Source organism: Porphyrobacter sp. YT40 (assembly GCF_006542605.1).
GTDB lineage: Bacteria > Pseudomonadota > Alphaproteobacteria > Sphingomonadales > Sphingomonadaceae > Erythrobacter.
In genome coordinates this window covers 277,935-299,942 of sequence record NZ_CP041222.1, presented here as the reverse complement: position 1 = coordinate 299,942, position 22,008 = coordinate 277,935, and the positions used below count along the sequence as shown (strand labels likewise).

Sequence of the window (22,008 nt, the reverse complement as noted above, 5' to 3'; positions counted from 1 at the left end):
CTTCGATCCCGAATGGCCCGACTATTGGCGCAATTTCCGCAAGTGCGAAAGAGGCGTCAGCCCGCCGCCAGCTTGCGCTCGATTGCCGTCCACAGCTGCGCGAAGGCGCGTGCGGCGGGAGAGCGCGGGGCGAAGGCCCCCACCGGCTGACGTTCGACCGCGCATTGCTCCACCGCGCTCGCCAGCGGGATCGCCGGCCAGTTCGGGTTCGCCTCGCGCGCCTGCTTGTGCAGGCCCCGCCGCAGGTCGAGCATCGAGAGCACCGGCAGGATCGGCGGATGGCCCTTGCCGCTGCCGCGCACTTCCTCGACCACCACCTCGAAGGCGCGGGCCGAGAGCGGGGAGGGCGGCAGGGGCACGATCACAAGATCGGCGGCGCGCATCACCTGCGCGGAGAGTTCGTTGAGCACCGGAGGGCAATCGAAGATGATGCGGTCGTAATCCTTGGCGAGGGTTGCGGCCAGCTTGGCCAGCCGCTTCTTCTTGCCCAGCCGGTCAAGCTGGCGATCGAGCGCGCGGATACTTTCATCGGCGGGCAGCAGATCGAGCCCCGGCCATGCGGTCGGCTGGATCAGCTTGGCCGGGTCCGCGCCATCACCGAACATGCTGTCGGCGCTGCGCTTTTTCTTCGGGTCCACGCCCAGCAGGAAGCCCGAGCCATTGGCCGCGTCGAGATCCCACAGCAGCGTCTTGCGGCGCGAGATCGCGCTCGCGCACCACGCGAGATTGACCGCCAGCGTCGTCTTCCCGACCCCGCCCTTGACGCTGTAGACCGCAATCGAAGCCATCCGCGCCCCTTCCGATGTGACCGCTGAGTGACATCGCAGGGATAACGCCCGTCCCGCGCTTGGCAAGCGCGGCAGGCGCAGGTCACGAAGCGGTCAACTGCGTCCGGCGCCGAAAAGGAAAGAGGCGGCCCGGACGCGGGGTTCACCCCGGTCTGGACCGCCTCTGAGAATAAGGCAGGTCTGTGCAGCCGAAGGATCAGCCGTCGTAATCGCCACCCAGCGAAGAGGTGCGCGCCGGCGCCGAGGCGGTGATCCGCAGCGCTTCGGCCGACTGGCTGAGCGAACCGATTTCGTCCGCTTCGTCCTCGTCATCGGGGAGAATCTTCTGGAGACTGGTGACCAGCGATTCGTGCAGGCCGCGCGGGGTGATGGTTTCCTCGGCGATTTCGCGCAGCGCGACGACCGGGTTCTTGTCGCGATCGCGATCGATGGTCAGCTCGCTCCCGCCCGAGATTTCGCGCGCGCGCTGGGCGGCGAGCAGAACGAGGTCGAAGCGGTTGGGAACCTTGTCGACGCAATCTTCAACGGTAACGCGTGCCATGCTTGGCCTTTTCGTCAGAATCGAGGGGGAAATGCAAGCCCGCGCCACTAGGGCGAGGGCCGTGCGAAGTCAAGGAAAAGGGGTGCGGGCGAAGGGTAGCGATGCGTCCGCTTCGGCCCTTGAACACCCTTCCGGCAGCGCATATCACTGCGGGCACGGGGCCCAGCAACCTCCCGTCCAGGCCGGAACCGGCCCAAGCGTTGCCTCGTCATCCCCCCTGCGTGTGCCCGCGCGCGGGGCCATTTTCGAGGTGAGCATGGCCGAGATGGGCGTTCCAAATCGCACACAGGGCGCAGAGGCACCCGCCCCCGCACCCACGTTCCCCGAACTTCTCTCCGCCTTCACCCGCATCGGCCTGCTCAGCTTCGGCGGCCCTGCGGGACAGATCGCGCTGATGCACCGCGTGCTGGTGGACGAGCGCCGCTGGGTGGCGGAGGACGATTTTCTCCACGCGCTCAATTTCTGCCACCTGCTCCCCGGGCCGGAGGCGCAGCAACTCGCCACGTGGATCGGCTGGCGCTTGCAGGGCGTGCGCGGGGGGCTTGCGGCGGGGCTGCTGTTCGTGATCCCCGGCGCGGCGGTCATTCTGGCGTTGTCGATGCTCTATGCACTGGCGGCGAACCTCGGCTGGGTGGCAGCGCTGTTTCTGGGGGTGAAGGCTGCGGTGCTGGCGATCGTGGTGCAGGCCTTGCTGCGGATAGCGGGCCGCGCACTCGACACGGGGCTCAAGCGCGCTCTGGCGGCAGGGGCCTTTGCCGGGCTGTTCCTGCTCGGCCTGCCGTTCCCGCTGATCGTGCTGGGTGCAGGCGTGATCGGGATGATCGCGGCGCGGATGCGGCCCGACTGGCTGGCGCTGAAGCCCGGCACGACGAGCGTAACCCTTCCGCCTCACCCATGGCGTGCGACGGCGAGCGCGGTGCTCGTCTGGGGCGCGATCTGGGCTGCGCCGATGCTGCTGATCGCCGCGACGCTCGGGCGAGGACATGTGCTGTGGCAGATCGGAGCGTTCTTTTCGCAGCTGGCGGTGGTGACCTTCGGCGGGGCCTATGCCGTGCTTGCCTATATGGCGCAGGAGGCGGTGCAGGGCTTCGGCTGGCTGCGTCCCGGGGAGATGGCCGACGGACTGGGGCTCGCCGAGACCACGCCGGGGCCGCTGATCCTCGTCACGCAATTCGTCGGCTACCTCGCCGCGTTCCGTGCGCCGGAGCCCTTCTCGCGGCTGGTGGCGGGGCTGCTGGGCGCGGGTCTGACGGCCTGGGTGACCTTCGCGCCGTGCTTCCTGTGGATCTTCGCCTTCGCCCCGTGGATCGACCGGCTGGGGCAGGCGGTGTGGCTGAAGGGCGGGCTGGCGGCGGTGACGGCGGCGGTGGTCGGCGTGATCGCCAATCTCACCGCATGGTTTGCACTCCACGTTCTTTTCGAGCGGGTCGAGGAGGTGGCTGCTGGGCCGATCCGCTTTGATTGGCCCGACCTTGCCAGCTTCGATTGGCGCGCGGGCGTGCTCGCTGTGCTGGCGCTGGTGCTGGCCTTCGGTGCGAAGTGGGGCGTGCTGCGGATTCTCGCGCTGTGCGCTGCGGGCGGATTGGCGCTCAGCCTTTAGGGCAGGCTCAGAAGTCCCAGGCGATCCCGTCCTTCTCCCAGTCGCCATAGCGGGTGGGGGAGAGATCGCGCGGCTCGTCCTTCAGGGGATCGGTCTTTTTCGGCGCGGGCACCGGGTCGTTGGTCCAGTGGGCGGGCTTCTTGAAGGCCTTGGCGGCTTCGGACTTCTGCTTGGTCATGCGTATGAAATGCGCGTGCTGGCACTTTGTTTCAAGCGCGGGTAGTGGCGGGCGATGGCCCTACCTCCCGGATTTCCCGTGCGCCGCGCCGCGCTCCGCCTGCTCGATGCCGTGCTGCGGCGGGGCGAGACGCTCGAACAGGCCGAGGGCGCGAGCCTTGCCGATGTGCGCAAGGCCCCCGACCGTGCGCTGGCCCGCGCGATTGCGGGAGAGAGTCTGCGCTGGCTGACCGACCTCGACGCCGCGATCGACTCTGCGACCAAGCAGCGCCTGCCCGACGATGCCAAGGCGCGCATGGTGCTGCGGCTGATGCTGGCGCAGGCGTGGCGGCTCGACACCCCGCCGCACGCGGTGATCGCGACCGGCTTGCCGCTGCTCGCGGGCGGGCCGCGGCGGTTGGCGCATGGGGTGTTTTCGGCGCTGATGAAGCAGGAGGCCGCGTTGCCCGAGGCACCGAGCCTGCCCGAACGTGTCGTCGCGCGCTGGGGAGCCGAGAAAGCTGCCGTCATTGCGCCGGGCCTCGCCTTCCCGCCCGAGCTCGATCTAGCGCTGAAGGACGAGGCCGAAACCCAGACCCGCGCCGTGGCGATGGGCGGCGTCAGCCTCGCGCCCGGCCACATCCGCCTGCCGCGCGGCGCGGCGGTGGAGAGCCTTGCCGATTTCAAGGATGGGGCATGGTGGGTGCAGGATCTCGCCGCTTCGATCCCGTCGCGGCTGCTGGGGCCGGGCGAGGGCCGCTCGGCGCTCGACCTGTGCGCCGCGCCCGGTGGCAAGACGATGCAGCTGGCGGCGGCGGGGTGGAAGGTCACCGCGCTCGATATGTCGAAGCGGCGGCTCGATCTGCTCAAGGACAATCTTAAGCGCACCGGCCTCAAGGCGTCGCCCGTGCGGGCGGACGCGCTGGTGTGGGAGCCCAAGCACCGCTTCGACGCGATTCTGATTGACGCGCCCTGCACTGCGACCGGCACCTGCCGGCGCCACCCCGATGTGCTCCACCGCATCGGCAAGGGGCAGATCGCCGAGATGGTGGAGTTGCAGCGCAAGCTTGTCGCCAAGGCTGCCGAATGGCTGAACCCCGGCGGGGTGCTGGTCTACGCGGTCTGCTCGCTCGAGGCCGAGGAAGGCGAGGAGCAGGCGGCGTGGATCGACGCCGAACTGGGCCTTGCGCCCAAGCCGATCACGGCAGAGGAACTGCCCGCAGGGCTAACGCCGACCTCTGATGGCTGGCTGCGCACGCATCCGGGGATGCTGGCCGATAAGGGCGGGCTCGACGGGTTTTTCGTTGCACGGTGGGTCAAGGCCTAGAACCACCGTCACCCCGGACTTGATCCGGGGCCAGGCTTTTCTTCGACGGAGTGGGCAGAAGAAAGCCAAGCCCCGTGTCAAGCACGGGGCGACGATGCTTGGATTGTGGCCAATGCGGTCGCTTGCTCGAATGTCCGCTTTCGGGATTATGCTCGGGCGCGGCGAATGACCGAAAGTGGGTGGATTGATGCTATTCTACTTCCGCCACTTTGATTGCATAATCGGAGTCCCAGTCAGTGCAGACAATCTCTTTGTCGGTTTCGCATCCAACACGCTCGATGGTTCCTCTCAGACACGCGGAGCGCTGGCTTTTCGACTTCTGGAGGATAAGCGGAGCAGTTTGTTCTGTAGCCCAGATGCCAAGCATTCTTGTTTCGTCGTCTGCTGAATAGATGTTTGAAGTTCCGCGCAAACGCCCACAGACGGAGACTTCTTGCCCTTCAAAGCGTGAAGGTTCGAGGAAGATGGCAGCCTGCTCCTCAGCGGCCGGTGTGACACAACCGCTTGTTGTGGCCATGGCCAAAAGCCCCAAGATTATCGTGCTGGTCCGCATCCGCCAGAAATGTCACAACTTTGCCGAGTCGGCTATGGTGTCGCCCCCCAACGGCAGCTTTTTCTCGAATGAATCCGAAAACAGCCCTTCCGCTCAGTCCTTCACATACTTCTGAAAGCTCTTCCGCAGCTTCATCAGCTTGGGCGGGATCACCGCGAGGCAGTAGGGATTGCGCTGGCCTTCGCCGTCCCAGTATTCCTGGTGGTAATCCTCCGCCGGATACCATTCCTTCACCTGCGCGCCGCCGTCGAGGCCCTCGATCGTGGTGACCGCCATCTTGCCGTTTTCGGCGTTCCAGCGCCCGATCGCGGCCTCGGCCTCGGCGCCCTGTTCTGCCGAGAGCGGGAAGATCGCGCTGCGATATTGCGTGCCCACGTCATTGCCCTGACGGTTCAGCTGCGTCGGATCATGCGTGCCGAGGAACACGTCGTAGATCTCGGCCAGGCTGATGGTGTCGGTGTCGAAGGTCACGCGGATGCCCTCGGCATGGCCGGTGCTGCCGGTGCAGACTTCCTTGTAGGTCGGGTTCGCCTTGGTGCCGCCGATATAGCCGCTTTCGACCTTGGTCACGCCCACCACGTCGCGGAACACCGCCTCGGTGCACCAGAAGCAGCCGCCGGCGACGATCGCGGTTTCAAGATTGCTCATCGAATTCTCCGTTTCTTTGTGCCAAAGATAGGCGACCGACCGGCGATTGCCACCATGTGCGCGTCCGGTTCCTGCAATTTCCCGGGAGAGTACCAAGGATGAACAAGCTGATTGCCGCCCTCGCCGCCGCGAGCGGCCTCGCCCTCGCCGCGCCTGTCCTCGCCGACAATCACGCCGGTCATGCCGGACACGGCAGCATGGACGAGGCGCACATTCTCGACACCGCCAATTTCATGAAGATGCATGGCGAGGCGCTGTCGGGCGCGATCAACCACCCGACCCGCGCAGAAGACAAGGCCCGCGACACTTTTCGCCATCCGGCGGAGACGCTCGCCTTCTTCCATGTTGGCCCGGAAATGAAGGTCGGCGAATATGCGCCGGGCGGCGGCTGGTATTCGCGCCTGCTGGGGCATTATCTGGGCGGCGAGGGCGCGCTGGTCGGCCTCTACGCCAACCCGCTCACCGCTACGCCGGATGCGGCGCGCCAGCAGCGCATCCGTGATCAGGCGGCAGGCTTCGGCGCGGAAGTCGCGGGCTACACCGGGCTCGCACCGGAGGCCTTCTCCGGCATCACGCTCGACAATCTCGAAGGCCAGAAGGGCACCTTCGACCGCATCCTCGTGATCCGCGCGATGCACAACATCCTGCGCGCTGGCACCGCCGATACCGAGATCCGGGCGATGCGCGAACTGCTCAAGGATGATGGCCTTCTCGGCATCGTCCAGCACCGCGCCAAGGCCGATGCGCCGTGGTCCTATGCCAACGGCACCAAGGGCTACCTGAAGCAGCAGGACGTGATCGACTTCATGCGGTTGAACGGCTTCGAACTGGTCGCCGCGAGCGAGATCAACGCCAATGCCAGCGATCCGGCCAACCATGCCGAGGGCGTGTGGGAAATGCCCCCCGTGCTCGCCACCAAGCGTGACGATCTGAAGGGCCTCGGCGAAAGCGACCGCATGACGCTGCTGTTCAAGAAGGCAATGTAATCCAGCCGCGGGGTGGGGCAGCGGCTTCACCCCGCGTTCACTTTGTGGCGGAAATAAGGCGATCCTGACGGGCGGAATGATCCGGCCCGCAACCGGGAGAGCTCCATGCCTCGTCGTCTGTTCCTGATCCCTGCCCTTGCCGCACCGCTGATGCTTGCCGCTTGCGGCAGCGCCGCGCCCGATCCGCGCGGGGTCGACCGGCAGGAAACGCTCCTTTCCGTCAGCGCCACGGGCGAGGCCGAAACCCGGCCCGATCAGGCCTTCTTTCAGGTGGGCGTCGAGAATTTCGGGCAAACCGGCGAAGCGGCCAGCGCTGCCAACCGCGAGGATATCGCTGCGCTGCTCGCCGCGCTCAAGGCGGCCGGGGTCGCGGAAAAGGACATCCAGACCCGCGCGGTCAACATCCAGCGGATCGAATGGGGCGACCGCAAGGGGCAGTATCAGGCGAGCAACATCGTCGCGGTTACCGTGCGCGATATCGCCAAGGCCGATGCCGCAGTCGCCGCCGCGACCGGCGCGGGGGCGAACGTGATGAGCGGGCCCGATTTGCGCATGACCGATCCCGAAGCCGCCGCCAACTCCGCCTATGCCGCCGCGTACAACAACGCCCGCAAGCGCGCCGAGGCCTATGCCGAGGCGGCGGGGATGGAGATCAGCCGCGTGCTCTACATCCGCGATGCGGGGGGTATGCAGGGCAACCGCTATATCCCCGGCGCGGTGCCGCCGCCGCCTCCGATGATGCCGCAATCAGTGATGGTCGAGGAGCGCGCGATGGATGCAGGCGGCGTGATCCAGCCCGGCCAGACGACCAGCACGGTCAGCGTGCAAGTGGACTTCGCGCTGCGGGCAAAGTAATGGCGCGCGCATGACCGCCATCACCGTCGCCGCGCTTCAACTCGCCCTCGGCTCGCCTGACGAAGCCGCCAACATCGCCGCCGTCGCCGCGCTGGTGGAGGAAGCTGCCGCCAAGGGCGCGCAGCTGATCCTGCCGCCCGAGCTGTTCAGCGGCGAGTATTTCTGCCGTGAGGAGGACGAGGCGCTCTTCGCGCTCGCCCGCCCCACGGCCGAGCACCCCAGCGTGATCGCGATGCAGGCGCTGGCGGCGAAACTGAAAGTGACGATCCCCACCAGCTTCTTCGAGCGGGACGGGCACCACTATTACAATACCCTCGCCATGATCGGCCCCGATGGCGAGATCATGGGAACCTATCGCAAGAGCCACATCCCCGACGGCCCGGGCTACGAGGAAAAATACTATTTCCGCCCCGGCAACGACGGCTTCAAGGTGTGGGACGTGCCCGGAGAGGATGGCGCGATGGCCCGCGTCGGCGTCGGCATCTGCTGGGACCAGTGGTATCCCGAATGCGCGCGGGTGATGGCGCTGATGGGGGCCGAAGTGCTGCTCTATCCCACCGCGATCGGATCGGAGCCCTATGACGCGGATCTCGACACCAGCCGCATGTGGCGGCGCGCGATGATCGGTCATTCGGTGTCGAATTGCATGCCGGTAGTCGCCGCCAACCGCATCGGTCACGAGGGGCCCGAGGACCGCGCCCAGAGCTTCTACGGCCACTCCTTCATCACCGACGAGTGGGGAGACGACCTCGCGCTGTTCGGCAAGGAAGAGACCGGCGTGCTGACCGCCCGGCTCGATCTGGCGCGTGCGGCCAAACACCGCGCAGGGATGGGCTTCTTCCGCGACCGCCGCCCGCAGCTTTACGGGCGGATCGCGCAAGACATCTGACGGCGCATATTTGAGCAGCACCTACCTCGTCGCGCTCGGCAGCAACCGGCGGCACCGCAGTTACGGTGCGCCCGAAGGCGTGGTGCGCGCGGCGATGGAGGAGCTTGCCGCGTTCGGCACCGTCACCGCGCGCTCGCCTGTGATCGCGACCCCGGCGATGGGCGCGGCGCAGCGCCGCTTCGCCAATGCCGCACTGGTGCTGGACAGCGAACTCGATCCGCCCGCGCTGCTCGCCGCGCTCAAGCACACCGAGCGCGCCTTCGGGCGGCGGCGCGGGCAGCGCTGGGGCGACCGGGTGCTCGATTGCGACATTATCGCTTGGAGCGGCGGTGCATGGCGCAGCAAAGGGCTCGCCATCCCGCACCCCGCCTTTGCGCAGCGCCGCTTCGTGCTCGATCCCGCTTGCGCCATCGCCCCCCACTGGCGCGGGCCGAACAGCGCCTTGACGCTCGCGCACTATCAAGCCCGCTTGACCCGCCCGCGCCCCCTGCCTAGGTGAGCGCGCCGGCCGCAACCACGCGGCGCAGATGTGGGCCCGTAGCTCAGTAGGTAGAGCAGCTGACTTTTAATCAGCGGGTCACAGGTTCGAATCCTGTCGGGCTCACCATTTTTGTGTTTCGCAGCCGCCTCCGCGGCTGCGTCCTCGCTCGACGTTCTCCGCTTCGCTGTGAACCCGCTGCGGGCGGGCGGTCGCCCTTGCGGTCGCCTTGCGACCGTCCCGGCGCTTTTTGGGCGGAGCAGAGAGGCCGCTCAGCCGCTCTTCCTCGCGTCCAGCCACCTTGCGGCGCGCACGCCGAAGGTGATCAGGAACGGCACCAGCACCAGGCTCAGCACGACCTTGGCGATCACCTGGCCGATCAGCAGGTTCATGATCGGGAACAGGCCGTAGAAGGCGAGCGTGATGAAGATCACCGAATCGATCGCCTGCGACAATGCCGAGGCGATCGCGCCGCGCAGCATCAAGCCGATGGTGGTTTCCGCACCGTCGCCCTTCAGCCGGTCGAAGATCCAGATGTTGAGCAGCAGCGAGGTGATGTAGGCCGCCGGGCCCGCCGCCCAGACGCGCCAGACGGTCGAGTGCACCCGCTCGAAAGCGGCAAGATCGTCGGCCCGGCCCGCGACCATCTCGGTCGAGGCGGGGAGGCCCAGCACCAGCAGCATCAGCAGCGAGGCAATCAGCAGCGGCAGGAAGCCCCACCACACGATCCGCTGCGCAAAGGCCCGGCCGTAAAGCTGCGACAGCGTGCTGGAGATCACCACCAGCAGCAGGAAGGCGAAGATCCCGCTTTCGACCGCCAGATCGGTCGGCCACAGCTGCACCTGCTTGAACGCCAGCACGCCCGCCAGCACCGTCATCCCGCCATAGAGCAGCGTGAAAACGAACAGCCCCAGCGGCATGTTGGGCGGGGCGGCGGGCGATAAGGGCGCGGTGTCGTTCATCGCCCGATTGCTAGCCAGCCGCCGCGCAAATGAAAAGCGCCGCGCGCGCATCTGTCACCCGTCTGTCACCCGCGGCTGTTGGCACCCGGAGCCATCGCCCTTGCAAGCGGGCGCACAAACTGCCACCCCGCGAGGGCACACCGGGGTCTCCAATCTTCCAAGCAAAGGGCACGTCGCCGCCGTGAACGAGAGTATCACGTCCATTCTGCTGAGCCTTGTCGGCGTCTTCGCCATTCTTGCCATCGCCTTCGCGCTGTCATCGGGGAAGCGGCAGATCAATCTGCGCGTGGTGGGATCGGCCTTTGCGCTGCAAGCGGTGACCGCGCTGATCGTGCTGCGGACTGAGGCCGGGGTCGCGGTGATCGGCGGCTTGTCGAGCGGAGTGATCGCGCTGCTCGATTTCTCCAAGGTCGGGATCACCAGCGTGTTCGGCCCGATGGAAAGCAACCCCTTCGCCAACACCTTCGTCATCGCCGCGCTGCCGGTGATCGTGTTCTTCGCCGCGATCGTCTCGATCCTCTATCACCTCGGCATCATGCAGCGGCTGGTGCGCTGGGTCGGCGGGGCGATCGGCTGGATCACCGGGGTGAGCAAGGTCGAGGCGCTGGGCGCGGCGGCGAACATCTTCGTCGGCCAGTCGGAAAGCCCGCTGGTGGTGCGGCCCTATCTTGCCGCCCTCAGCCCCTCGGGCCTGTTCACGCTGATGACGGTGGGCATGGCCGGCGTCGCGGGCACGATCCTGGCGGCCTATGCCAGCTTCATCGGGACCGAGGCGGTGCCCTTCCTGCTTGCTGCGGCCTTCATGTCGGCGCCGGGCGGAATCCTGATGGCCAAGATCATCATGCCCGACGAGCCGCACAAGGGCGCGGGGCACGATACGTCGGTCGCCACCACCGCCGTGGCGCAGGCGCGGGGGCGGACCAACACCCTGACCGAAGCCACCCGCGTGGTGATGTATGACGAAAACGGGCGGGAGGTCGAACTCCCCCAGGCGCGTATAAGCGCAGTCGGCCCGGCTTCGATCCTCGAAGGCGGCGCCAAGGCCGACGAGGTGAATGCGGCGGAAACCTTCGAGGAAGGCCAGCGCCCCGCCAACATCATCGAGGCCGCCGCACAGGGCACGCAGACCGGCGTGAAGCTGGCGGTCGCGGTCGGCGCGATGGTAATGGTGTTCGTGGCACTGGTGGCGCTGGCGAACGGGATGCTGTCCGGAATCGGCGGCGGCATCGTCGGCCTTGCCGAGCGCAGCGGCGCGCCCTTCAGCCCCGAGACCGCGGCCTGGCTTTCGGGCATCAGCTTCCAGCAATTGCTCGGCTATATCTTTGCGCCGGTGATGTTCCTGATCGGCATCTCGGACTGGGAACAGGCGCAGATCGCGGGCGGGCTGTTCGGCACCAAGATCGTGCTCAACGAATTCGTCGCCTTCATCGACCTCGGCAAGATGCAGGCGGGCGAGCTGACCGCGCGCAGCCGCGCGATCATCACCTTCGCGCTGTGCGGCTTTGCCAACTTCTCCTCGATCGCGATCCAGATGGCGGTGACCGGTGGGCTCGCGCCCAACCAGCGCCCGGTGATTGCAAGGCTCGGGCTCAAGGCGCTCGCGGCAGGGAGCCTTGCCAACCTGATGAGCGCGGCGCTCGCAAGCCTGTTCCTGCCATACTGACCCCTTGGCATGCCCGCTTGCGCGGGTGTAAGGGCGCGGCCATGATGAACATCGCCTCCGTCAGTCTCGCCCAGCCGCTCGAAACCATCGCCGACGAACTCGGCCGCAGCTTCGGCGAATACGGCTTTGCCGTGGTCCGTGATCACGGCATCCCGCAAGACCTGATCGACGAGGCCGAGGCGGTCTCCAAGGCCTTTTTTGCGCTGCCCGACGCGGTCAAACGCGCCTACAAGCTGGAAGGCGGCGGCGGCGCGCGCGGTTACACCCCGTTCGGCACCGAAAAGGCCAAGGACGCCGAGGTGTTCGACCTCAAGGAATTCTGGCACGTCGGCCGCGATCTTCCCGAAGGCCACCCGCTCAGCGAATTCATGGCCCCGAACGTCTGGCCGACCGAAGTCGAAGGTTTCCGCGAGACCATGAGCGCGCTGTTCGCCGCTTTCGAAGCGACCGGTGCGCGCGTGCTCGAAGCGATCGCGCTGCACCTCGGCCGCCCGCGCGATTTCTTCGCGAGCAGCGTTGCGGACGGCAATTCGGTGATGCGCCTGCTGCATTATCCGCCGCTCGGCGAAGGCGCGCCCGAAGGGGCGATCCGCGCCGCGGCGCATGGCGATATCAACACCATCACGCTGCTGCTGGGCGCGGAGGAAGCCGGGCTCGAACTGCTGACCCGGCAGGGCGAGTGGCTGCCGATCCCGGCGGAGAAAGGCTCGCTGGTGATCAATGTCGGCGACATGCTGGAGCGCCAGACCAACGGGCGGCTGCGCTCGACCACGCACCGGGTGGTGAATCCCAAGGGAGAGGCTGCGCACCGGTCGCGGTACTCGATGCCGTTCTTCCTGCATTTCCGGCCCGACTTCATGATCGAAGCCCTGCCGGAATGCGTCTCGGCCGAGGATGCGAATCCCCCCGCGCCGCCGATCAGCGCGCATGATTTCCTGATGCAGCGCCTGCGCGAGATCAACCTCGCCTGACCCGCTCAAACGAGCGTCATTTTCGCGTCATTGATTGCATTCGGGAAATTCCCTGCGGGCGTTGCTGCGATGCAACACCCGGCGACGGAACTCGCGCAATTCCGACACTTTTCTGGCGTTCGGAGAGACTCCGACTAAGGAATCGCCGCGCAAGGGCAGGGCATTTCATCAAACTGTCACAGAACAGTCGCTTTGCCGCAAGCGTTCCGGCCTAGGTGAGGCCGCACCACGACATTCCGATGTACTCTCCAATGCTACCAGGGGCTCCGATCCATGAAGCTTAAGTATCTCCTTGCCGCGAGCGTCGTCAGCCTTGCTGCGACCACCACCATCGCCACTCCGGCCTTCGCTCAGGAAACCACCTCGTCGGTTCGCGGCGACGTGGTCGACCAGAACGGCACCCCGATCGCGGGCGCGACCGTCACCGTGACGCACGTGCCCTCGGGCACCACCTCGACCCAGACCACCGACGCCGATGGCGGCTTCAATGCGGCCGGCCTGCGTCTGGGCGGCCCTTTCACCGTCACCGTGGTCGCCGATGGCTATGAGAGCGCCGAGCAGGACATCGGCTTCCTCAGCGCCGGTCAGGCCCAGCGCATCAGCGTCGCCCTGGCCGATGCCGGGCAGACCATCGTCGTCACCGGCGCGCGCACCCGTTCGTCGATCTCTCTGTCGACCGGTGCCGCCACCACCCTGACCGCGCGCGACATCGCCGGCGTTTCGAACATCAACCGCGACATCCGCAACCTCGCCGCGCGCGACCCGCTGGTGACGCTCGATTCGACCAACAACAACGCGATCAGCATCGCCGGGCAGAACAACCGCTTCAACCGCTTCACCGTCGACGGTGTCGCCTTCGGTGACCCCTTCGGTCTCGAATCGGGCGGCCTCGTTTCGGCCCGCGGCCCGGTGCCGCTTGACGCGATCGGCGAATTCTCGGTCGAAATCGCTCCGGTGGACATCCAGCAGGGCTTCTTCCAGGGCGGCGCGATCAACACCCAGCTCAAGTCGGGTGGCAACGCCTTCACCTTCCTCGGCGGCGCCTATTACCAGGACGACAGCCTGCGCGGCGATCGTGCCCGCAACCTGACCCGCACCGGTGCCTTCGAATCGCAGATCTACACCGCGCAGGTCACCGGCCCGATCATCAAGGACAAGCTGTTCTTCGCGGTCACTTACGAGCGCACCCGTGACACCGTCCCGGCCGATGTGCTGCCCTCGCAGCTCGGTATCACCGATGCCGATCTCACCCAGATCAGCGACATCGCGCAGACCGTCTACGGTTTCGACACGCTGGGCGTTGCCGACAGCATCGTCGAAAAGGACGACAAGCTGGTCACCAAGCTCGACTGGAACGTCGCCGACGGCCACCGCGTGAGCGCGACCTACATCTGGAACGACAGCTCGCTGCTGGCCGGCCAGACCGGCGTGGGCGCGATCAACGCCGACAACCCGACCTACAGCCTGCTGTCGAACAACTACACGCAGGGTGCGGTCAACCACTTCGGGATTCTGCAGTCGAACAACCAGTGGTCGGACAGCTTCTCGACCCAGCTGCGCGTGTCCTATGCCGATTACGTGCGTCTGCAGGTGCCGGTCGGCGGCAACCGCAGCTTCGGCCAGTTCCTGGTCTGCCTCGACCCGACCAACCCGGCCGCTCCGGCCGATGGTTCGGCACCGCGCGAATGTTCGGACGGTCAGCAGCAGCTGCAGTTCGGCCCGGACGTCAGCCGTCAGGCCAACGAGCTCGACACGCAGTCGCTGGCGATCGAATTCCAGGCGACCCTCAAGCTCAACAACCACAGCGTGAAGCTGATTGCCGAGCGTCGCCGTCAGGACGTGCGCAACCTGTTCGCCCAGCGGGTTTCGGGTGCGTGGCTGTTCGACAGCGTTGCCGACCTTCAGGCCCAGCGCGCCAACGAAGTCGATATCGCCGTGCCGCTGCTCGGCGGCATCGATACCGTGACCGCCGATTTCCAGAACAACAGCTGGACCTTCGGGATCATGGACACGATCGACGTGACCGACACCCTGACCGTGGTGGCCGGCATGCGTTACGACCTGTTCGACACGCCGGACCGTCCGTTCAACAACGTCAACTTCCTCGAGCGTTTCGGCTTCCCGAACACCGGGACCCTCAACGGCCGCGATCTGTTCCAGCCGCGCTTCGGCGTGAACTGGCAGCCGACCGATCGTCTGACCCTTCGCGGTTCGGCCGGCCTGTTCGGCGGCGGCAGCCCCAACGTCTGGATCTCGAACAGCTTCTCGAACCCCGGGCCGACGCTCGGCCGCGTGCAGGTGCGCCGTGTTCCCGGTGTCGGCGGTGCGCCCGATACCTACACGGTTTCGGGTCTCTCCGGTCTTTCGGCTGCGCAGCAGAACGCGATCGGGGAAGCCACGCTGAACAACGTGACCGGTGGCACCGGCGTGCCTCAGGCTTTGTTCGATGCCGTTCGCAACCAGGGCACGGCGGCCTCGCCGACCAACGCGCTTGATCCCAACTTCGAGGTTCCCTCGCAGTGGCGGTTCTCGGGCTCGGTCGATTACGAAGCCAACCTCGGCCCGCTCGGCGATGGCTGGAACCTCGGCGTCGACGTGATCTATTCGCGGGTGAAGGATGCGCTGGAATGGACCGATCTGCGTTCGGTCGACAGCGGCACCGAAACCCCGGATGGCCGTCCGCGTTACCAGATCCTGCCGGGCTTCAGCGGCACCAACACCGATCTCCTGCTGACCAACACCGGTTACGGTGAAAGCTGGAACATCGTCGGCCGCTTCGACAAGGTCTGGAATTCGGGCTTCTTCCTGAACGGCTCCTACACCTATCAGGATGTGACCGACCAGAACCCGGGGACCTCGTCGGTGGCGTTCTCGAACTACACCAACACCGCGGTGGGCTTCGACCCGAACTTCGCGGCGCAGGGGATCTCGAACTATCAGCGCGATCACCAGTTCCGTCTCGGAACCGGCTTCGACGGTGAACTGTTCGGCGACAACAACACCCGCGTCGAACTGTTCTACAACGTGCGTTCGGGCCAGCGTTACAGCTACACCATGTTCGATCCCACCAACGGCCGTTCGGCGGTGTTCGGTGTGACCGGCCGTGGCAGCCGCAACCTGCTCTACGTGCCGAACGTCAGCAGCCAGACCGCCGACGCCAACGTGATCTACGATTCGACCGCGACCTTCGAAGCGGTGCAGGCGCTGGTGCAGGGCTCGGAGCTGAACGCATATCAGGGCCAGATCGCGCCGAAGAACATCGGCAAGACCCCCTGGGTGCACAAGCTCGACCTGTCGCTGCGTCAGGAAGTGCCGATCCCGTTCGGTGGCAAGATCGAACTGCTGGCGGACGTCGAAAACGTGCTGAACCTGATCGACAAGGATTGGGGCACCGTGCGTCAGGTCGGCTTCCCCTACACCGCGTCGGTGGTGAGCGTGGCCTGCGTCGCAAGCGCGACCGAGCCCTGCGCCCAGTACCGCTACTCGAGCTTCCGCGCTCCGAACGAAGCGACCAACATCAACGGTTCGCTGTGGGGCGTCCGCTTCGGGGTGCGCGTCAAGTTCTGATCGCGCGTCTCGTCTGAACATACGAAAGGGCGGCCCGGCAACGGGTCGCCCTTTTGCTTTGTGGCAAGGTGCAGCGTTCGGGAGAGGTGCTGTCCGTCAGCCGATCGCGCGCTGACCTGCGGCCGTGGTGCCGCTGGCCTCGGCGAGATCGAGCAGGCGCTGGGCTCCGGTCGTGCAGGCTGCGGCACCGGCGCCGCTGGTCAGCGCCCGTTCCAGCGCCGCCGCCGCCTCGCCCAGTTCCGGCTCCCCGAACAGGGCGGCGGTGCCGGCAAGCTTGTGCAGCAGCCGCGCCAGATCGCCGGCGCGCGCGGCGGGCGGAGCGGCGTGCGCGGACGACAGCAGCCAGCCAGCCTCCAGTGCGCCACGGACCGCAGCCACGGCTTCATCGCGCCGCGCCTGCCAGCGCGCCACCAGCCGCGGCGAGCGGGCCAGTGCCGAGGCGCGCGCCGCCGGGTCGGGCCTGACGCGGGCAGGCACGGGCGCACCGGGATGCTCGGCCTCGACGATCCGCGTCGGCAGCCAGCGCTGCAACGCTCGGGCGAGCTGCGCGAAGACTATGGGCTTGGCGAGATGCGCCTGCATCCCCGCCGCACGCGCCGCGGCGACATCTTCGGGAAAGGCATTGGCTGTCAGCGCGATCACCGGCAGCAACCCCGGCCCGATCCCCTCCGCCCGGATCGCGCGGGTGGCGGCCAGCCCGTCGCAATCGGGCATCTGCACATCCATCAGCACCAGATCATAGGGCCGCCCGCGCATGATGCTGTCGATCACCATCGCCAGCGCCTCGTTTCCGTCATGCGCGACATCGACCTCCTGCCCGCAGCGTTCGAGCATTTCGGTCACCAGCAGGCGATTGATGTCGTGATCCTCGGCCAGCAGGATGCGCGCAGGGGCGAGCGCGGGTGCCAGCGCAGGCGCCGACGAAAATGGGGGAGCATCGGCGCGCGGCCGATAATCGTCGGCGATGTCCTCGGCCACCGGCGGGGCGAGCGCGGCGGGCAGCACCAGGGTGAAGCGCGATCCCTCCCCCGGCGTGCTTTCGACCTCGATCCGCCCGCCCAGCAGCGCGGCCAGCTGGCGGCTGATCGAGAGGCCGAGACCCGTCCCGCCGAACCGCCGCGCGGTATCCGCCTCGCCCTGGGTGAAGGGCTGGAAGATCGTTTCCAGCTGCAAGGCGCTGATCCCGATCCCGCTATCGGCCACCGTCACCCGCACCTCCTGCCGCTCGACGCGGTAGGTCACGCGGATCTGGCCGACCTCGGTGAACTTTACCGCATTGCCGATCAGATTGAGCAGGATCTGTCGCAGCCGCAGCCCATCGGTCAGCACCCAGGGCGGGTCGAGTTCGGAATAGCGCCCGACGGGATCGTCACCGTTTTCACTTGCGAGATCGATCCGCAGCCCCTTGCGCGCCGCCGCCGGACGGTGGAGCGCAGCGCATTCGGCGATGCTGGCATGGAGATCGACCGGCGCAAGGTCGATCGCGAATTGCCCGCTCTCGATCTTGCTGAGATCGAGCACATCGTTGAGCAGCGTCATCATCGACCGGCCCGACTGGACGATCAGCTCGGCAAAGCGGCGCTGATCGTGGTCGAGCTCACCCTGTAGCATCAGCTCGGCGAAGCCCAGAACCCCGTTCATGGGGGTGCGGATCTCATGGCTCATATTGGCGAGGAATTCGGACTTGGCATTGGCCGCGTTCTCGGCATGGCGGCGCGCGCGGGTGAGCAGCAGCTCCAGCTCGACCCGCTCGGTCACATCGCGCGCGGCGACCACCACGCCCTCGCGCGCACCACTGTCGCGGTTGCGCACCACGGTGCAATCGGCCTCGACGAAGACGGGCGACCCGTCCGCCGCGTCGGCAAAGCGGCGATAGGTCACCCGCTCCCGCTCGCTCGTGCCATCGGCCAGCCGCCCCCAGGTCTGCATGATCCGCGCGCGCGCATCGGGATGAAGCCGCGCGCCGATGTGGCGGCCGAGGAAGGTGGCCGGGGGCGTTCCCAGCACCTCCGCCACCGAGGGCGAGGCATAGGTGCACAGGCCTGCCAGATCGAAGCGCAGGATCGCATCGGAGATATTCTCCGCCAGCAGATCGACCTCGCGCTTGCCCGCCGCCAGCTGCGCCATCATCCGGTCGCGCCCGGCGAGGATCGCGGCGACGGGCAGCCCGGTGAGGAAATTGGCGGCGACGAAAGCCTGCAACAGGTGCAGTTCGCTCATCCCCCCGACATTCGCCGCGGCGATCGGGCCGTGCCCCGTCAGAGTCATCCCGCTCGCCACCACCGCCACGCCCAGCACGTGCAGCGCACTGCCGAGACTGCCGAGCCGGAAAGCATGCAGCAGCGTGATCGGCTGGATCAGGAAGATCAGCGGATAGTGGCTCTGCCCGAACACGATCAGCGCGCAGGCCATGCCGCCGCACAGCAGCGCTGCGCTTTCCGGCACCGGAACGCGCGCCGCGGGCAGGGCGCCGGTAAGGCGGTCGAACAGCAGCAGCGATACCGGCACCACCAGCAGCATCGCCATCGAGTCGGTCAAAAACCACGTCATCGCCCCAATGCGCAGCTGATCGAGGCTGTCGCCCATCAGCGGCATGGTCAGGCTGGCTGAGACCAGCGGCCCGATCAGCCCCCCGGCCCAGACGAAGCGCGCCAGATCGCCGAGCCGGCTCATGTTCGGCTGCGCACCGGGCCCGGTGCGGGTCAGCGCCAGCACCACCGCGATCTCGACCATATTGGCGAAGGAGAACAGCAGCGCGACTGCCTGCGACTGTTGCACCACTGCATTGGTGGCGAGGCTGACCGCAAAACACGCGAGCAGCAGCGGCACCTCGTTGCCGAGCCGCAGCCGCAGCATCACCGCGACGATGACGGCGTTGGACAGCCACACCGGGCTGACATTGCCCCCGGCCTCGGCCAGCACCAGACTGAGGCAGGCGATGCCGAGATAGGCGATCCCGCCGATCAGCGCGGCGATCAGGCTGGTTGCATCGACAGGGCCAAGCGCGATCCGCGACAAGGCACCAATGGCGAAGTCCGCGATTCCCTGCCTGTTCGGCTGCTCCCGAGAGCCCGTGGACGGGTCGGAATCACCCGCCATGCGCGCCGCGGCCCGCACGCCCGCGACGGGCCGCGCGTCAGGCGCATTTCCCCCGCAGCCGCCATCCTCTGCCGGGACGCAGTCTGCATTCGCATCATACGGATCATCGCCGCCGTGCCGTTCATGATCCAGTGCGCGCTCGATCGCTGCGCTCCATCGCCAATTGCCAAGTCCTTGCTATAGTGTTTGCGCAAGGAGTGCGGTGAAAACCGCGTCCATATCGGAGGGATCGGGGAGCATCGGCCGTGGACACATTGCAGGAGAGGCGCTTCGAACAGCGCGAGCGGCGGGTGCGTTGGCCCCTCGTGGCGGGCATCGTGCTGCTCCATCTGGCCGCGCTCTATGGTCTGACCAAGGCGTTCGCGCCCGATTTCACCGCCAGTGTCGAGCGTGAGGTGATCGCCGCCTTCAGCATCGACACGCCGCCGCCCCCCGCTCCGCCCCCGCCTGAGAACCGGTCCGAACCGGATGAGGGCGCGCAGGGGGATCCGGGGCGCAAGGCTGTGGCGAGCGCAGTCACCAGTCCGCCGCCCAAGGTGCCGATCAGGCAGGACCGCCCCCTGCCGCGCGCGTCCTCGACCGGCAACGCCAGCCAGTCGGGCGCGGCAGCGGCGGGTGATGGCACCGGCGCTGCGGGCACCGGGCTCGGCACCGGGAGCGGCAATCGCGGCAGCGGCGGCGGTGGCATCCCGGTGACCAAGCCGGTGCATATTTCGGGCCGAATCGACAATGCCCGCGACTTCCCCGTGCCCCCCGGCGGGCGCGAAGCGCGGCGCGGGACGCAGGTGGTGGTGCGCGTGACCGTCGGCACCGATGGCCGCGCGCGCGGCTGCACCATCTACCGCGCCAGCCCCGATCCCGAAGCCGATCGCATCACCTGCCAGCTGGTCGAGACCCGCCTCGGCTTTCGCCCGGCGACCGATGCCAACGGAAACCCCGTCGCCGCGCCGTTCTATTGGCGCCAGCAGTGGTTCTGATGCGACCGGCGGCGGGATAATCGCCAGATCGGACTCGTCTCGCGGTCGCGACTTGCTATAGGCTCGCCGAGCAAAGGGGACTTCGAGTGAGCGCGATCCATCCGGTGATCCTGTGCGGCGGCAGCGGCACGCGGCTGTGGCCGGTCAGCCGCAAGGCGGTGCCCAAGCCGTTCCTGCCGCTGGTGAGCGAGGAGACCCTGTTCGAACAGGCGGTGCGCCGGGTTGCGGGGGACGATCACTTTGCCGCGCCGCTGGTGGTGGCGGGGGCCGCCCATGCCGATCTCATCACCGCGCAACTTGGCGATACCCCCGGCGCGCGGCTGGTGATCGAACCGGCGGCGAAGAACACGGCGCCCGCAATCGCGCTCGCCGCCGCGCTGCTGCCCGAGGACGCGGTGATGCTGGTCTGCCCGAGCGACCACCACATCGCCGACGCCTCAGCCTTCCGCGCCGCCGCGCTTGCTGCTGCGGCCCTCGCGCGCGAGGACTGGCTCGTCAGCTTCGGCATCGCGGCGGACCGCCCCGAGACCGGCTATGGCTATCTCCGGCGCGGAGAGGCGCTCGCCGGGGGCTATGCGATCCGCGAATTCGTCGAAAAGCCCGACCGCGCCCGCGCCGAGGCCTATCTCGCAAGCGGGGAATACAGCTGGAACGGCGGCATCTTCGCCTTCCGCGCCGGGCACCTGCTGGCCGAGCTCGCCGCCTATCGCCCCGACATGGCGCAACGTGTGCGCGAGGCGGTGGCGGGCGGCGTGGGCGAGGGTGCGCGCTTCCATCCCGCGGCCGAACCCTTTGCAGCGATCGAGGGGGACTCGATCGACTATGCGGTGATGGAAAACACCGCCCGCGCGGCGATGGTGCCCGCCGACATGGGCTGGTCCGACATCGGCAACTGGGCCGCGCTCGCCGATGCGCTGGCAGGCGGGGCCGACGCGGATGGCAATGTCGCGCGCGGCGGCGTGGCGGACTTCGCGCAGTGCCGCAATGTCTTCGCCATGAGCGACGGCCCGCGCATCTCGGCGGTCGGGCTCGAGGATGCGTGCATCATCGTCTCGAACGGCGAGGTGCTGGTGACCACGCGCGACGGCGCGCAGGCGGTGGGCAAGCTGCCCGGAGCGACGAACCAGTGAGCAGCGCGCGCCGACTGCCCACCCGGATGGTCGACAAGGTCTGGGGCCGCGACGTGCTGCCCGCGCCCTTCGCGGCGCCAGAAGGTGTGCGGATCGGCGAAATCTGGTTCGAACCCCCGCCCGAGGTGCCGCAGGTTCTGGTCAAGTATCTGTTTACGAGCGAAAAACTTTCGGTGCAGGTCCACCCCTCCGATGCCACCGCGCTGTCCGGAGAGGCAGGCAAGGAGGAGTGCTGGCTGGTGCTCGATGCCGAACCCGGCGCGCGGCTCGCGATCGGGTTCCAGCGCGAAGTGACTGCTGAGGAGATCGCGGCGGCAGCGCAGGACGGGACGATCGAAGATCTGCTCACCTGGCACCCGGCGCGGCGCGGCGACCTGTTCTATCTGCCCGCAGGCACCGTCCACGCGATCGGCCCCGGGCTGTCGCTGGTCGAGGTGCAGCAGACCAGCGAGACCACCTTCCGCCTCTACGACTATGGCCGCCCGCGCGAATTGCATCTGGAGCGCGCCTTGGCTGTGGCAGAAAACGTGCCCTATGCGCCGGAGCATCGCCGCAGCATTGCCGATGGCCCGGTGCTGGTCGATGGACCGCATTTCCGGCTCGACCGGATCGAGGGCGCGCCCGATGCCGCCACGCAGAATGCCTATCGCGGCGCGCTGCTGGTGCTGCCGCTGGCGGGAGAGGTCAGCGCGCGGGACGGATCGGCGCGGGCGGCTGCGGGGGAATGTCTGGTCGCCGACGGGCTGAGCAGCCTCGATTTCAGCGCTGCCCGAGTGACGCTGCTGGCCCGCGCAGCCTGACATCTGGCGCAATGTTTC

General features: G+C 67.5%; 19 protein-coding genes and 1 tRNA gene. 13 read left to right on the top strand and 7 right to left on the bottom strand.

The features are described 5' to 3' along the window. Positions 1 to 56: 56 nt before the first annotated feature. Both E2E27_RS01390 and rpoZ read right to left on the bottom strand, forming a co-directional pair. On the bottom strand, positions 57 to 788 hold the full coding sequence (locus tag E2E27_RS01390; protein WP_141457297.1) for a ParA family protein: 732 nt from the start codon (positions 786 to 788) through the stop codon (positions 57 to 59). A gap of 196 nt (positions 789 to 984) precedes the next feature. Further along, positions 985 to 1,329, bottom strand: coding sequence for a DNA-directed RNA polymerase subunit omega (gene rpoZ, locus E2E27_RS01385; protein ID WP_141457295.1), 345 nt, complete (start codon positions 1,327 to 1,329; stop codon positions 985 to 987). Between the two features lie 265 nt (positions 1,330 to 1,594). On the opposite strand from rpoZ, the gene chrA reads away from it, so the two are divergent. Next, entirely contained in the window at positions 1,595 to 2,929 is a 1,335-nt protein-coding gene (gene chrA, locus E2E27_RS01380) for a chromate efflux transporter (RefSeq protein ID WP_141457293.1), read from the top strand. Between the two features lie 7 nt (positions 2,930 to 2,936). On the opposite strand, the gene E2E27_RS01375 is transcribed toward chrA, so the two are convergent. After that, positions 2,937 to 3,107, bottom strand: a complete 171-nt coding sequence (locus tag E2E27_RS01375; protein ID WP_141457291.1) for a DUF1674 domain-containing protein — start codon at positions 3,105 to 3,107, stop codon at positions 2,937 to 2,939. 54 nt (positions 3,108 to 3,161) lie between these two features. On the opposite strand from E2E27_RS01375, the gene E2E27_RS01370 reads away from it, so the two are divergent. Further along, on the top strand, positions 3,162 to 4,412 hold the full coding sequence (locus tag E2E27_RS01370) for an RsmB/NOP family class I SAM-dependent RNA methyltransferase (protein ID WP_141457289.1): 1,251 nt from the start codon (positions 3,162 to 3,164) through the stop codon (positions 4,410 to 4,412). Between the two features lie 190 nt (positions 4,413 to 4,602). Here E2E27_RS01370 and E2E27_RS01365 read toward each other — a convergent pair whose 3' ends face one another. Together E2E27_RS01365 and msrA are read right to left on the bottom strand one after the other, a co-directional pair. Further along, positions 4,603 to 4,929: a hypothetical protein gene (locus E2E27_RS01365; protein ID WP_141457287.1), complete on the bottom strand. Its 327-nt coding sequence runs from the start codon at positions 4,927 to 4,929 to the stop codon at positions 4,603 to 4,605. Positions 4,930 to 5,058: 129 nt separating this feature from the next. Beyond that, positions 5,059 to 5,613 (bottom strand): peptide-methionine (S)-S-oxide reductase MsrA, encoded by a 555-nt coding sequence (gene msrA, locus E2E27_RS01360; protein WP_141457285.1) that lies wholly within the window; start codon positions 5,611 to 5,613, stop codon positions 5,059 to 5,061. 98 nt (positions 5,614 to 5,711) lie between these two features. Between msrA and E2E27_RS01355 the strand changes: the two genes are divergently transcribed. The 5 genes from E2E27_RS01355 (at position 5,712) to E2E27_RS01335 (ending at position 8,950) form a co-directional block, all read left to right on the top strand. After that, positions 5,712 to 6,599: a class I SAM-dependent methyltransferase gene (locus E2E27_RS01355; RefSeq protein ID WP_141457283.1), complete on the top strand. Its 888-nt coding sequence runs from the start codon at positions 5,712 to 5,714 to the stop codon at positions 6,597 to 6,599. A 105-nt stretch (positions 6,600 to 6,704) separates the two neighbouring features. Then, complete coding sequence (locus E2E27_RS01350) at positions 6,705 to 7,454, top strand: SIMPL domain-containing protein (RefSeq protein WP_141457281.1); 750 nt, start codon at positions 6,705 to 6,707, stop codon at positions 7,452 to 7,454. A gap of 10 nt (positions 7,455 to 7,464) precedes the next feature. Further along, the gene (aguB, locus tag E2E27_RS01345) at positions 7,465 to 8,343 is read left to right on the top strand and encodes an N-carbamoylputrescine amidase (protein ID WP_141457279.1); all 879 of its coding nucleotides are present in this window, start codon (positions 7,465 to 7,467) and stop codon (positions 8,341 to 8,343) included. A gap of 10 nt (positions 8,344 to 8,353) precedes the next feature. Continuing rightward, positions 8,354 to 8,842 carry a 2-amino-4-hydroxy-6-hydroxymethyldihydropteridine diphosphokinase gene (folK, locus tag E2E27_RS01340; protein WP_141457277.1) on the top strand — a complete coding sequence of 163 codons (489 nt, stop codon included), beginning with the start codon at positions 8,354 to 8,356 and terminating at the stop codon, positions 8,840 to 8,842. Between the two features lie 32 nt (positions 8,843 to 8,874). Then, positions 8,875 to 8,950, top strand: a tRNA-Lys gene (locus tag E2E27_RS01335). Positions 8,951 to 9,093: 143 nt separating this feature from the next. Here E2E27_RS01335 and E2E27_RS01330 read toward each other — a convergent pair. After that, positions 9,094 to 9,783 (bottom strand): queuosine precursor transporter, encoded by a 690-nt coding sequence (locus E2E27_RS01330; RefSeq protein ID WP_141457274.1) that lies wholly within the window; start codon positions 9,781 to 9,783, stop codon positions 9,094 to 9,096. A gap of 181 nt (positions 9,784 to 9,964) precedes the next feature. On the opposite strand from E2E27_RS01330, the gene E2E27_RS01325 reads away from it, so the two are divergent. From E2E27_RS01325 to E2E27_RS01315, 3 genes are all read left to right on the top strand, one after another. Beyond that, positions 9,965 to 11,446 carry a NupC/NupG family nucleoside CNT transporter gene (locus E2E27_RS01325; RefSeq protein WP_234036137.1) on the top strand — a complete coding sequence of 494 codons (1,482 nt, stop codon included), beginning with the start codon at positions 9,965 to 9,967 and terminating at the stop codon, positions 11,444 to 11,446. A gap of 41 nt (positions 11,447 to 11,487) precedes the next feature. Then, a complete protein-coding gene (locus E2E27_RS01320; RefSeq protein ID WP_141457272.1) occupies positions 11,488 to 12,417 on the top strand; it encodes an isopenicillin N synthase family dioxygenase in 930 nt (309 codons plus the stop codon). Positions 12,418 to 12,690: 273 nt separating this feature from the next. Continuing rightward, entirely contained in the window at positions 12,691 to 15,984 is a 3,294-nt protein-coding gene (locus E2E27_RS01315; RefSeq protein WP_141457270.1) for a TonB-dependent receptor, read from the top strand. 96 nt (positions 15,985 to 16,080) lie between these two features. Here E2E27_RS01315 and E2E27_RS01310 read toward each other — a convergent pair whose 3' ends face one another. Next, entirely contained in the window at positions 16,081 to 19,002 is a 2,922-nt protein-coding gene (locus tag E2E27_RS01310; protein ID WP_181443518.1) for an ATP-binding protein, read from the bottom strand. A 326-nt stretch (positions 19,003 to 19,328) separates the two neighbouring features. Between E2E27_RS01310 and E2E27_RS01305 the strand changes: the two genes are divergently transcribed. From E2E27_RS01305 to E2E27_RS01295, 3 genes are all read left to right on the top strand, one after another. Continuing rightward, a complete protein-coding gene (locus E2E27_RS01305; RefSeq protein WP_234036136.1) occupies positions 19,329 to 20,060 on the top strand; it encodes an energy transducer TonB in 732 nt (243 codons plus the stop codon). Positions 20,061 to 20,146: 86 nt separating this feature from the next. After that, the gene (locus tag E2E27_RS01300) at positions 20,147 to 21,190 is read left to right on the top strand and encodes a mannose-1-phosphate guanylyltransferase (protein ID WP_141457266.1); all 1,044 of its coding nucleotides are present in this window, start codon (positions 20,147 to 20,149) and stop codon (positions 21,188 to 21,190) included. Between the two features lie 26 nt (positions 21,191 to 21,216). Beyond that, the gene (locus E2E27_RS01295) at positions 21,217 to 21,990 is read left to right on the top strand and encodes a class I mannose-6-phosphate isomerase (RefSeq protein ID WP_141461468.1); all 774 of its coding nucleotides are present in this window, start codon (positions 21,217 to 21,219) and stop codon (positions 21,988 to 21,990) included. Positions 21,991 to 22,008 lie beyond the last annotated feature (18 nt).